Here is a 13378-nt window from a genome sequence, read left to right as displayed (position 1 = left end):
ATTAATAATTTACTCTTCATTTAACGAATTCATAAAGCGACTGAATGCAAGCTGTCCTTCAGCAGTTTGTTTAAACACACCTGCATGTTCTAAAATAGTCGCAAATACTAAACCAAGCTCTTGTTGGAGAATCCCGTGAACATTTTTCTCTTCAATATGCGGATACTTTTTCTTGATGTGCTCAGCCCACTCCACGTGTTTTTTTAAGTGGTCATGCCTGCTGGCTAACTCGCTCAGGTTATTCTGAACTAACCCTTTGGCAACTAGACTCATTTCGTCTTTTAAACGACCAGGTAAAACTGCAAGCCCCATTACTTCAATTAAACCTATATTTTCTTTTTTTATATGATGAACTTCTGCATGCGGATGATAAATGCCATCTGGATGTTTGCTGTTTGTTCGATTGTTTCGCAGTACTAAATCTAATTCGTACAAATCTCCTCTTTTCCTAGCAATAGGTGTGACTGTATTGTGAGGAGTTTGATCTGTAAAAGCTAGAATACCAGCGCTTTGATCACTATATGATTTCCATTTCTTCAAAATAAAATCTGCTGCTTCCACTAATGGTACAAGGTGCGGACTTTGAAGACGAACGACCGACATCGGCCAATGAACAATTCCGGCTTTCACTTCTTCATGCGATTTGAGAGAGAACAATTTATTCATTTTTGCTTTAGCCATAGGGAACTCATGATAGCCGCCTTGAAAGTGGTCATGAGTTAAAATAGATCCTCCTACGATGGGTAGATCTGCATTTGATCCTAAAAAATAATGTGGAAATTGTTCAACGAAGGCAAGCAGCCGCTTAAACGTTTGCTTTGAAATATGCATGGGTGTATGTTCACTCGCAAAAATAATGGCATGTTCATTATAATAAACATAAGGTGAAAACTGCATGTACCACAGCTCTTCTTGCAATTCCACAGGAATAATCCGATGATTTTGACGAGCTGGGTGGTTAATACGACCTGCATAACCAGCATTTTCTTTACAGAGAAGACACAGTGGATAGTTGCTTTCCTTCAATGATTTGCTTGCTGCTATTGCTTTTGGATCTTTTTCCGGCTTAGACAAATTAATCGTAATTTCAAGCTCTCCAAAATCAGTGTTTGTTACCCATCTTTCGTTTTTAGCAATTCGATCTTGGCGAATGTAGTGAATGTCTTTTGACAGCTTATAATAGTAGCTTGTGGCTTTTTGAGGACTTTGTTGATAATAATCATAAAATAGTCGATTAACCTCTGACGGCATGCTTGCAAAGCATCCCATTATTTTGGTATCGAATAAATCTCTATACGTGATAGAATTCTCGGCAATTCGATTGTTTTTAGCAGCCCAATCAAGCATGTTGTCTAAAATAGCAGCTGGATGTTCCAGACGTTCTTGTTTGACTTCTACCATGATGTATTCATCGAGCTTTAACACTTCCAGCAGTTTATTTCTCACCACATCTATATCCCATTTTGTTAATAGATTCTTTTGCAGACCATATTGAATAAGTCGGGTGATTTCTTCATGAATGTTGACTGACATACACTCGTTCCTTTCTCTATCTGTTTTTTCTTATACTGCTTCTAATGTGAGTTCGCGCGCTCCTTCTCCAACGGTAACCACGTAAAATTCAGCTTCTAAACTTGTTTTCTTATAGTAGGCTTCTTTTACTTCCTCAATAAACCTATCAACCTGTGCTTTTTTTACGATGCTGATTGTACAGCCCCCAAAGCCTGCACCTGTCATGCGTGATCCAATCACGCCTTCTTGCAACCAAGCTGCTTCTACAAGAGCATCTAGTTCTTTCCCGCTTACTTCATAGTCATCTCTCAGCGAACGGTGCGACTCATTCATCAATTGACCAAACCCTTTTAAATCACCGTTTTGCAATTTAGCAACCGCTTCTTTTGTGCGTTCATTTTCATATACCGCATGTTTAGCGCGCTTACAATCTACTTCGTTTTGTATCAAAGATTTATGCTTTTCAAATTGTTCTTTGGTTAAATCACCAAGCGAATTAATGGAAAGTGACGTTTGTAAATCTGACAGCGCTCTTTCACACTCCATACGGCGCTCATTATATTTTGAATCTGCCAGCCCTCTTCGCTTATTTGTGTTAGAAATAACGAGCACAGCATCTGTTAACTGCAGCGGGCTATACTGGTATTCAAGAGTTTGACAGTTTAACAATACGGCTTGATTTTCTTTTCCCATTCCAATTGCAAACTGATCCATAATCCCGCAGCTTACGCCGATAAATTCATTTTCAGCTTGCTGCGCCATTTTTACAAGGTCCATCATATCGATATTCAATTCAAGAATTTTATTTAAAAGTACGCATGTGACTAACTCAATTGATGCCGATGATGAAAGCCCTGCTCCATTAGGAATGTTGCCGAAAAACAAGATATCAAAACCAAAAGGAAGGTCATATCCGTGCTTTTTAAAGGTATCCATTACTCCTTTTGGATAATTAGCCCAATCATCTTCGATTTTGTACGTTAATTGCTCTAAAGAGGATTCAATAACGCCTGCTTCAGAGAAGTTTTTAGAGTACATACGTATTTTTCGATCGTGACGTTTTTGTACTACCGCATACGTTCCTATACTCAATGAACAAGGAAAAACATGCCCTCCATTATAATCAGTATGTTCTCCAATTAAATTGACACGTCCTGGCGCAAAAAAGCAGCGAATAGCTTCTGACGAATGAAATATTTGTTTGAACTCTTCGATTAATTTTCCCAGCATTTATTATCACCTATTTTAAGTAGTTTTTTGGAAACGGATTCATATGTACATTGTAAAGTCCAATTTTCCTTGCCTCAATGGTAAAATTACTATCGATAATCGGTACTTTTTTGCTTATCCCTTTAAAAATGATTCTTTTGAATTGACGATGAACTACTCTTGCGCCAAAAAGGGGTTATCTTTATGTGAGCCTTGACTTGCAAATTATAAGAAAATAATAGATTTAGAGACATTCCCTAAAAATAATCACGATATTTTCAAAAAATTATAGAAAAATGAAAGCGATTACGTTAAAGTAAGAATTAAGTACTACTTTATTTCAAAAAGAAGGTGAAAATTTGCTCTCACATTTCCAAGCTCAAGAATATTCAACGTACGCATACAGGTTTTTAGAATCCCGCACAAATGAAGTTGCGCAGCTATGGTCTGTTGGGTGGGATGAAGTTTTCTCTCCCCTTTATAACTGGAGCGGAAATCAGCGAAAAGACGTAGGGAAATATATTTTTCAATATACGGTTTCTGGGTACGGGATGATTGAAATAGATGGACAAGAATATAAAGTGGATGCTGGGAAAGCATTCATCGTCAATATACCTGGAAATTATCGCTATTACTTACCAAAGGAAAGTGAAAACTGGGAGTTTATTTTTCTTACATTATACGGAGATGAAGTACAAAAATGCTGGGATTATATTCAGTCAAACCACTCCCCTGTAATTAGATTTCATCCTGAATCAGCACCTGTTCAGCTGCTTGCTCAAATATATAAACGGGCAAGTGAAAAACATATAGCAGACCCATTTCATGCCTCAAGCTTATCTTACCGCTTTGTAATGGAGCTGTACCAATATATTAAAAGCATGGACAGTTTTACAGAAGATTGGCCTGAAAGTATCATTAGCTCTATTTTATTTGCCCGTAATCATTATCATGAAGAAATCGGTCCGGATGAAATGGCAGATGCAGCTCATTTATCTCGCTATCATTTTAGCAGGTTATTCAAACAAACGACTGGGATTACGCCGATTCAATATTTAACGAAGCTTCGCATTCAAAAAGCGGCCGAGCTATTGCATCAAACCAAGTACTCAATCGAAGAAATTGCTGAAAACGTCGGCTATGCAAATGCCAATTATTTAACAAAAGTATTTCGCAAAACGACCAATATGACACCCGGGCAGTATCGAAAAAGTGATGCATCCATTGATGAGCACTTTGCATTGCCAAAATAAAAACGACTTCCATAAAAGGAAGTCGTTTTTATTTTTTATCGGGAATTTCTACTACCACAGAACCTTTTTCGTAAATAAAAGTCAATTTTTTACCGGGGATAATCATATTTTCTAAAATATCTCGTGCAGCTTGAAGTGCAAACTCTGTCCGTTCTGCCTTTTCCTGCACTTCTTCATTTTCAGCTTGAAGATCATTTTTATCCAGCGCTCTTATTTTAGTTAATGCCTGATCTATAAAATCGTATGCTTCGTCATATATAAGCTCTATACGGTCCTTCATGTGCTCATTCATGCTCCTTTGCCCATTTTGTATTATCATAAATGAATTAGATATATTCTACAACCTAAAACTGAATAAGTTTTTACGCTTAGCTCTCACGTATTTTCTTTTATTTATTTTAAAAGGAGAACTGCTTTTGATAGCAAAAAAAGACCATTCAATTTATCATGAATGGTCTTTTTAGAAAACTTATACGCTGACAACAAACTCATCATCTTTTACATCAACTGTCACCTGACTATAATCTTCAATTTGCCCTGCAATTAATTCTCGGGCAATTTTTGTTTCAATATATTTTTGAATAAACCTTTTTAAAGGGCGAGCTCCGTATACCGGATCAAACCCGGAGGCTGCAATATAATTTTTTGCTTCCTCTGTTAACGTTAACGAAATATGACGATCGGATAAACGCTTTTCAAGCTGAAGCAATAGCTTATCAATAATCCCTTTTACTTCATGAACAGTTAGCGGTTTGAATAAAATCGTGTCGTCTACTCGATTTAAGAATTCTGGACGAAAATGCTGTCTTAATTGAGCCATCACTTGCTCTCTGGCTTTTTCAGTAATCTCGCCTTCACTTGTTAAACCGTCTAATAAAAATTGAGAACCGATATTCGACGTCATAATAATAACTGTATTTTTAAAATCAATGACTTTTCCTTTTGAATCTGTTGCTCTTCCATCATCTAGTATTTGAAGGAGCACATTAAATACTTCGGGATGGGCTTTTTCAATTTCATCTAACAGAACGACTGAGTAAGGCTTGCGTCTTACCGCTTCCGTTAGCTGCCCGCCTTCTTCGTATCCTACGTAGCCAGGAGGCGCTCCTATAAGCCTAGAGACCGCATGCTTTTCCATGTACTCAGACATATCAATACGAACCATTTGTTCTTCACTGTCAAATAAAGAATGTGCCAACGTTTTGGCTAGCTCCGTTTTCCCTACTCCGGTAGGTCCTAGGAAAATAAATGATCCAATCGGACGGTTCGGGTCTTTAATGCCTGCCCGTGCGCGAATCACAGCATCCGTCACTAAGGATACGGCTTCGTCTTGTCCAATCACACGCTGCTGTAAAATTGACTCAAGCTTCAACAGCTTTTCTCTTTCTCCTTCAACTAGTTTTGATACCGGAATTCCCGTCCATCTTCCTACAATTTCAGCAATTTCTTCTTCTGTTACTTCTTCTCTTAACAAACGGTTTTCTTGTGCTTTTTCAGCTGCTGTTTCTTCCAGCTGTTTTAGTTCTTTTTCAAGAGCTGGAATGCGTCCGTGGCGAAGTTCAGCTGCTTTATTTAAATCATATTTCCCTTCAGCTTCTTCTAGGTCTCGCTTCGCTTTTTCAAGCTGCTCCCGGACATCTTGCACCGTTTGAATCGACTGCTTTTCTTTTTCCCACTGCAGCTTCATTGTATCTGCACGCTCTTTTAAATCAGAGACTTCTTTTCGAATTGCCTCTAACCTTGTGATGCTTGCTTGATCTGTTTCTTTACTTAATGCCGCTTCTTCAATTTCAAGCTGCATGACACGTCGTGTTACTTCATCTAATTCTGAGGGCATCGAATCAATTTCTGTTCGAATGGTTGCGCATGCTTCATCAATTAAATCAATTGCTTTATCAGGTAAAAAGCGGTCTGAGATATAACGATCAGACATAACCGCTGCTGAAACAATCGCTCGGTCATGAATGTTTACACCGTGATGAATTTCAAATCGTTCTTTTAAACCACGCAAAATAGAGATTGTATCTTCTACTGAAGGTTCTTCAACCAGCACCTGTTGAAAGCGTCTTTCAAGCGCTGGATCTTTTTCAATATACTGACGGTACTCATCAAGAGTTGTAGCTCCTATACAGTGAAGTTCTCCTCTAGCAAGCATTGGTTTTAAAATATTCCCTGCATCCATCGCTCCATCCGTACGGCCTGCTCCAACGATTGTATGAAGCTCGTCAATGAATAAAAGAATTTGACCGTTGCTTTTCTTAACTTCTTGAAGAACAGCTTTTAAACGCTCTTCAAATTCTCCCCTGAATTTCGCTCCTGCTACTAAAGCTCCCATATCTAATGAAAAGATGGTTTTATCTTTTAATCCTTCAGGCACATCTCGGCGAACAATACGCTGTGCTAGACCTTCAACAATCGCTGTTTTACCAACGCCAGGTTCTCCTATCAAAACTGGATTGTTTTTTGTTTTTCGCGATAAAATGCGGATAACGCGGCGAATTTCTCCGTCTCGTCCAATGACTGGATCAATGTTCCCTGCTCGTACTTCTGCTACTAAGTCTCTTCCATATTTAGCTAACGCTTCATATGTGACTTCCGGATTTTGACTTGTAATTCGCTGATTTCCTCGAAGGCTGGTAAGCACATCTTGCAGAGCTTTTTTTGTTATACCGTGACTTGAAAATAACTTTCCATATTCACTAGAAGACGGTTCCTGTGCTAACGCTAAAAAGATGTGCTCAACTGAAACATAATCATCTTGCAGACGAGATGCTTCTTCTTGAGCTTTAACAAACAGCTGCTGAAGTTTATTTGTAATATAAACCTTCCCTGCTTCAGCACCGCTTCCTGTAACGGCTGGTTTTTTCGCAAGCAATTGATTTACCTGCTGCTGAAAAGATTGATGATCGATATGTAAATGATCTAATATGCGAGGAGCAATACCATCTTGCTGATGGATGAGCGTATAAAGCAAATGAGCAATATCCACTTCCTGCTGATTTCGTTTAATAGCTTCGGACTGCGCTTCCATCACGCCTTCTTGCAATTTTTGAGTCATTTTATTTATATCCATTGAACATCCTCCTTCGATACATTTGACCTTTATTGACCTTTATTTCATTATACCCAGCAATAGGAAAACAAGTAAAGCCATTCAATTTAGAATGGCTTCTTTATTTTTTACTATTTAAGGCTTGCGCATGTACGTCCAGTGGCGATCATCGTTGGCCGTCTCTGGAAAACGCTCTCCTGCTTTTAATTTAACCTTTTGAGGATTATTTACGTTGCTTCCTGTTTCACCAATTTCAATATAAACTCCGTTATTAGGAGCTTTTTGACCCGGTGTGAAATGACGATTTTGTCCCATTGTCCTGCCTCCTCATTCCTGAAATGAAATGTTCTCCTATACTATTCCCTTAAGATTTCTGTTTCATAATGGAGATGTTTTCATATTAGGAAGAGAAAAAGAGCAGACCTTCAGATCCGCCCTTTTGTATTAATGAGTAAATTTGATAGCTTGTTCGATTTCAGTTTCTCCAGCTAGCATTTCAAACGTTTTTCCTATCGTAGCTTCTTCGTTTAGACATTCTAAAAGCACGGTTGCTACATCTGCTCGGGGAATCGTCTGAGATTTATCTTCAATATCATTATTGATGTCAATTTTCCCAGTAGCTTGATCATTCGATAAAGTTCCTGGTCGTACAATTGTATACTGTAGATTAGACTGCTTTAAGTATTCATCCGCTATCGCCTTCGCACGAAGGTAAAGCTGTAAGCCTTCTGGTCCTTGTTCAGGTGCGTCTGTTCCCATTGAACTTAACATAACAAAGCGCTTTACACCTTGATTTTTTGCTTCATCAATGATATTTTTAGCACCGTTTTGATCCACAGCGATTGTTTTTTCGTCTCCCGTATTTCCTCCAGAACCTGCTGCAAATATGACAGCGTCCATACCTCTTAAAGCATCTGAAACATCTTGCTCCAAGTCACCAAGCACAACGTTGGCACCCAGCTTCTTTAACGCGTCTGCTTGTTTTTCGTCGCGAATCATCGCATAAGCTTCGTGCTGCTTGCTGTTTGCAACTTTTTCTACCACTTGTTTTCCCGTTGTTCCGTTTGCTCCAACAACTAATACTTTCATCATAAATCACCTTTCGTTCTGTTTAGTATACAATTGGTGTTCCCTCAATTAATTCCCTTTAAACAAAAAAACCCCTTCTGATATTCTCAGAAAGGGTTTTTCTCTTAAGATAAAATGGCTTGCAGCAAAGCTTTTTGTACATGCATACGATTTCCAGCCTGCTGAAAGACAACAGAATTTGGTCCGTCAATAATGCTTGCTGTTACTTCTTCTTCACGATGCGCAGGCAAACAGTGCAGAAATAAATAGTCTGACTTAGCATAGGCAGCTAGTTCTGCATTTACTTGATAAGGAGCAAATATTTTCAAACGCTGCTGTGCTTCTTCTTCCTGTCCCATACTTGTCCATACGTCTGCATAAATAGCATCGGCATTTTTCACAGCTTCTACAGGATCTTTTGTAATCGTAACTTTAGCGCCCGTTGTAGCAGCTATTTCATGAACATAAGCTGTGACAAAGTCTTTTGGCTCATATCCATCAGGGCATCCAATTGAAATATCTATTCCCATTTTTGCACAGGCAATCATTAACGAATGCGCTACATTATTTCCGTCTCCAACATAAGCTACTTTTAGCCCTTCAAATGATTTCTTGTGCTCGTAAATCGTTAATAAATCAGCTAGAGCCTGACAAGGATGATAATCATCTGTCAAACCATTAATAACGGGAATGGATGCGTAATCTGCAAGCTCTTCGATCTTGCTGTGTTCAAACGTACGAATCATTATAGCATCGATGAATTCAGATAGTACGCGTGCTGTATCAGCAATCGTTTCTCCGCGTCCAATCTGTAAATCCTGGCTGCTTAAAAAGAGGGCGTTTCCTCCAAGCTGCATCATTCCCGCTTCAAATGAGACTCTTGTTCTTGTTGAAGATTTTTCAAAAATGAGCCCCAGCGTTTTTCCTTTTAACGATGTTACGATTTCACCATTTTTATGCTTTTCTTTCAGCTCAATGGCGCTTTCCAAAAGTGACATAATATCGTCTGATGATAAATCTTTAAGTGTAAGCAAATCTTTTCCTTTTAAATTCGTATTTACCGATACTGTACTCATGATACTGTCACTTCCTTTTTAGTTTTTTGAAACCATTCTTGCAGTGATGAAACGTGATATTCATCGACTTGGAACGATTGGAAAAATAGCGAAGCCGTTTCTGCCTCCGTCATAACCATTAAACCGTGTTTTAATGCTGACATACGGCTTTCTTTATCTTCGGGCTGTAAACTTACATATAATAAAGCTTCTTTCGTTTTCACCCATTCACTAACTTCTTTATCTTTAACAAGAGTTAATCCCGCGCTTTGCGCAAGTTCTTCAAGGCCCTGCGCTTCTCCGTTGATATACACTTCTGCAGCACCTTTTTTACTTAACACATACTGATGGAATACTTTCTTTGCTGCTTCTTCAATCGTTGAAGAAATCGCAATTCCTTCACCAGTTGACTTCATTTCCGGTCCAACAAGTGGATCAACTCCTGATAATTTACTTGTCGAAAACACTGGAAACTTGATAGTTGTATAAGCCGGATCCGGCAATAAACCTAGCTTTTCACTAATTTCCGACAATGATTTCCCAAGCAATATTTGAGTTGATAGCGAAACAAGCGGCGTGTTGCACACTTTGCTTACTACAGGAACTGTACGGCTGGCACGCGGATTAACTTCCAGCATGTAGACTTCACCGTTGTAAATAACATATTGGATATTCATAATCCCTTTATATTGAAGTTTGTTTACAATTTTTTGAGCGTAGCTTACCATTTTTTCTTTATGTGCTGCTTCTACTGTTTTTGCTGGTAAAAGCGCATAGCTGTCTCCTGAATGAACGCCAGCTTTTTCAATATGTTCAACGATTGTCGGAATCAACACATCTTTTCCGTCTGCTACCACATCAACTTCTGTTTCTTTTCCAGGGAAGTAAGCATCAATAAGCATTGGGAAATGAGACGCTTTAATAGCCGGTAAACAAGCCTGAAGCTCCGTTTCGTTTTGAATTGTCAGCATTCCTTTTCCGCCAATCACGTAAGAAGGACGAATGAGTAATGGGAATCCCATATCTTTTGCTTTTTGTACAAGTTCTTTCGCGTCTTTCGCCATTTCACCTGGAATATGAGGAATATCGCAGTCGTCTAAGAGCTTATAAAACAGGTCACGATCTTCAAGTGCATCAATGACATCATTTGTAATACCTAATAAATTAACGCCAGCTTCTTCTAGACCTTTAACGAGCGAAATAGCCGTTTGACCTCCGTATTGAACAATTACATCCGTCACATTTTCAGCATCAAGAACATTTGATACGTCTTCTACTGTTACAGGTTCGAAATATAAGCGATCTGCTACTTCAAAATCCGTACTTACCGTTTCTGGATTATTGTTAATTAAAATCGTTTCGTATCCTTCTTTTTCAAGAGCTAGCACACCGTGTACAGAGCTATAGTCGAACTCTACTCCTTGCCCGATACGAATAGGTCCAGAACCGATAATCGCAACTTTTTTATTCGTTGATGGTTCAATCTCACTTTCCCCGTAGTAACTAGAGTAGAAATAAGCCGTTGAAGATTCAAATTCCGCTGCACATGTATCCACCATTTTATAGCTTGGCGTAATATGTAGTGCTTTACGTTTCGCTCTTACGTCAAGTTCTGGCACATTCCATACGTTTGCTAGATACGCATCTGTAAAACCATGCTCCTTCACTTGTTTAAAGTGTTCAGCTGTAATCGAATCAAAACGTACTTCTTTTAAAGAGGCTTCCATTTTAATCAGCTGTGCAAAGTGTGTTAAATAGAAATAATCAATTTGTGTTACTTCATGGATATACTGAGGCGTTGTGCCGCGGCGTAAAAGCTCAAGGATAACAAAAATACGCTCATCGCTTTGTTCGCCCAGCTTGCTTTTTAATTCATCTGTTGAAAGTTCTTGCAGTTCTTCTACTTCTAATCCTTGTAAGTCAATTTCTAAAGAAGATAATGCCTTTTGGAAGCTACGTGTAAAGTTACGGTCAATAGCCATTACTTCTCCAGTTGCTTTCATTTGGGTGCCAAGCGTTCTTTCAGCGTAGAAAAACTTGTCAAACGGCCACCTTGGAAATTTCACTACTACATAGTCAAGAGCAGGTTCAAAGCTTGCATATGTGTCTCCTGTCACAGGATTTAATAACTCATGAAGCGTGTAGCCTACCGATAGCTTTGCAGCAATTTTAGCAATCGGATAGCCAGTTGCTTTTGATGCAAGAGCAGACGAACGGCTCACACGCGGATTTACTTCAATTAAATAGTACTGCTTGCTTTTTGGATCAAGCGCAAACTGAATGTTGCACCCCCCAATAATGCCAAGCGATGAAATAATTTTAACTGAAGCAGAGCGAAGCATTTGATATTCCACGTCTGTTAGTGTCTGAGAAGGAGCAACGACCACCGAATCTCCAGTATGGACGCCTACGGGATCGATGTTCTCCATATTACAAATTGTGATGCACGTATTGTTTACGTCACGCATAACCTCATACTCAACTTCTTTAAATCCAGCAATGCTTTTTTCAATTAAGCACTGAGTAATAGCACTTTCACGCAAACCTGACGCTGAAAGCTTTTCAAGCTCTTCCATAGAATGAGCAATTCCTCCGCCCGTTCCGCCTAACGTATAAGCAGGACGTACAATAACAGGAAAACCAATTTTCTTGGCAAAAGCTAACGCTTCTTCTACTTTTGTGACAACTTCACTTTCCGGCACCGGTTCATTCAGTTCATTCATCAATGCACGGAACTCTTCACGGCTTTCACCTTTTTTGATTGATTCAATCGGTGTTCCTAAAAGTTTCACATCGTATTTTGGCAAAATGTTTTGTTCATGAAGCTCAAGGGCTAAGTTTAAACCCGTCTGTCCGCCTAATGTGGCTAACAAACCATCGGGCTTTTCTTTTGCAATAATTTTCTCTACGCAGTCTACTGTTAATGGTTCAAAATAGATTCGATCTGCTACGTGAGTGTCCGTCATAATTGTAGCTGGATTATTATTGATTAAGATAACTTCATAACCTTCTTCTTTTAATGACAAGCACGCCTGAGTTCCTGAATAATCAAATTCTGCTGCTTGCCCAATTACGATTGGTCCTGATCCGATTACTAAAATCTTTTTTAACGTTTGGTCTTTAGGCATATACTTTTCCGCTCCCTACTTGCTGTACTTTCGTCATAAATTCATCAAAGATATACGTGCTGTCACTTGGTCCAGGGTGTGCTTCTGGATGATATTGAACCGACATAACAGGAAGGTCTTTATGCATTAAACCTTCAACCGATCCGTCATTCACATTTTTAAATCGAACGTTTAATGGCGTAGACGTAATCGTCTGTTCGTCTACGACATAGCTGTGATTTTGAGAAGTCATACACACTTTGTTAGTCGTTAAATCAATTACAGGCTGATTAGCTCCTCGGTGACCGAACGCCAGCTTTTTGGTTTGCGCCCCAAAAGCGAGCCCAATTAACTGATGTCCAAAGCAAATTCCCAAAGTTGGATACGATGAAATAATTTCTTTTAATTCATCCAGCTGACTGCTCACTTGAGTTGGATCTCCAGGTCCGTTTGATAAGACAATGCCATCCGGCTGCAGTTCTTTTACTTTTGAAGAGCTTGTAGAATAAGGAACAACTGTTACTTTGCACTCTCGATTTAACAGCTCTTGTAAAATTGATTTTTTATACCCAAAGTCCATTAATACAACGTGTTTTTCACCATTTCCGTAAGTAACAGGCTCTTTTGTTGATACTTCTTTTACTACATATCCATCGCATTCAGCAGTAAATGCTGGCGATTCAGCAGATGTCGAAAAGGCAGATTGCATCGTACCTTCTTTTCGAATTCGTTTTACGACCGCTCTCGTATCCACATGTGTAATAAGCGGAATGTTCCATTTCTTTAAATATTGTTTAAAGCTGTACATCGCTTCGTAATGGAACCCTTCATCTGAACATTCGTATACGACAACGCCTGCTACGTGAGGCTTTTTGCTTTCATAATCTTTTTCATTGATACCATAGTTCCCAATCAAAGGATACGTAAAGACGATAATTTGATCTTTGTAAGATGGATCAGTCACAACTTCTTGATAACCAGTCATTCCAGTAAAGAAAACAATTTCTCCTTCTGCCTGGTGCGTTGCTGTATGTTCAATGTGTCCGGCGAACGAATCGCCGTTTGCTAAGTGTAAATATCCGTTCATTGTGCATCCCTCTTCGAATAATTATTTATAAAACA

General features: G+C 38.9%; 10 protein-coding genes. 1 reads left to right on the top strand and 9 read right to left on the bottom strand.

Going from position 1 to position 13378, the window contains the following annotated elements; all coding sequences use genetic code 11:
* Nucleotides 1-9: 9 nt before the first annotated feature.
* Entirely contained in the window at nucleotides 10-1533 is a 1524-nt protein-coding gene (gene galT / locus AC1D0Y_RS05965) for a UDP-glucose--hexose-1-phosphate uridylyltransferase (protein ID WP_060746428.1), read from the bottom strand.
* A gap of 30 nt (nucleotides 1534-1563) precedes the next feature.
* Nucleotides 1564-2742: a galactokinase gene (locus AC1D0Y_RS05960; protein ID WP_028407459.1), complete on the bottom strand. Its 1179-nt coding sequence runs from the start codon at nucleotides 2740-2742 to the stop codon at nucleotides 1564-1566.
* Between the two features lie 338 nt (nucleotides 2743-3080).
* Between AC1D0Y_RS05960 and AC1D0Y_RS05955 the strand changes: the two genes are divergently transcribed.
* The gene (locus AC1D0Y_RS05955; protein ID WP_028407458.1) at nucleotides 3081-3974 is read left to right on the top strand and encodes a helix-turn-helix domain-containing protein; all 894 of its coding nucleotides are present in this window, start codon (nucleotides 3081-3083) and stop codon (nucleotides 3972-3974) included.
* 28 nt (nucleotides 3975-4002) lie between these two features.
* Here the strand turns inward: AC1D0Y_RS05955 and AC1D0Y_RS05950 are convergent, their stop codons facing one another.
* The 7 genes from AC1D0Y_RS05950 to AC1D0Y_RS05920 all read right to left on the bottom strand — a co-directional run bounded on the left by AC1D0Y_RS05950 (nucleotide 4003) and on the right by AC1D0Y_RS05920 (nucleotide 13343).
* Nucleotides 4003-4254 (bottom strand): hypothetical protein, encoded by a 252-nt coding sequence (locus AC1D0Y_RS05950; protein WP_014461601.1) that lies wholly within the window; start codon nucleotides 4252-4254, stop codon nucleotides 4003-4005.
* Between the two features lie 189 nt (nucleotides 4255-4443).
* Entirely contained in the window at nucleotides 4444-7047 is a 2604-nt protein-coding gene (gene clpB / locus AC1D0Y_RS05945) for an ATP-dependent chaperone ClpB (protein ID WP_028407457.1), read from the bottom strand.
* 114 nt (nucleotides 7048-7161) lie between these two features.
* Nucleotides 7162-7341 (bottom strand): YjzC family protein, encoded by a 180-nt coding sequence (locus AC1D0Y_RS05940; RefSeq protein WP_013055394.1) that lies wholly within the window; start codon nucleotides 7339-7341, stop codon nucleotides 7162-7164.
* A gap of 129 nt (nucleotides 7342-7470) precedes the next feature.
* The gene (locus tag AC1D0Y_RS05935) at nucleotides 7471-8115 is read right to left on the bottom strand and encodes an SDR family oxidoreductase (RefSeq protein WP_477707377.1); all 645 of its coding nucleotides are present in this window, start codon (nucleotides 8113-8115) and stop codon (nucleotides 7471-7473) included.
* Between the two features lie 104 nt (nucleotides 8116-8219).
* Complete coding sequence (gene argF / locus AC1D0Y_RS05930; RefSeq protein ID WP_098332505.1) at nucleotides 8220-9170, bottom strand: ornithine carbamoyltransferase; 951 nt, start codon at nucleotides 9168-9170, stop codon at nucleotides 8220-8222.
* The gene (locus tag AC1D0Y_RS05925) at nucleotides 9167-12277 is read right to left on the bottom strand and encodes a carbamoyl phosphate synthase large subunit (protein WP_477707376.1); all 3111 of its coding nucleotides are present in this window, start codon (nucleotides 12275-12277) and stop codon (nucleotides 9167-9169) included. The genes argF and AC1D0Y_RS05925 overlap by 4 nt, the downstream gene beginning before the upstream one ends.
* Nucleotides 12270-13343 (bottom strand): carbamoyl phosphate synthase small subunit, encoded by a 1074-nt coding sequence (locus tag AC1D0Y_RS05920; protein WP_028407453.1) that lies wholly within the window; start codon nucleotides 13341-13343, stop codon nucleotides 12270-12272. Before AC1D0Y_RS05920 ends, AC1D0Y_RS05925 begins: the two co-directional genes overlap by 8 nt.
* Nucleotides 13344-13378: the final 35 nt, after the last annotated feature.

It is taken from the genome of Priestia sp. P1_B12_1, from assembly GCF_056406695.1.
This window is presented reverse-complemented; position numbering and strand designations above follow the sequence as displayed.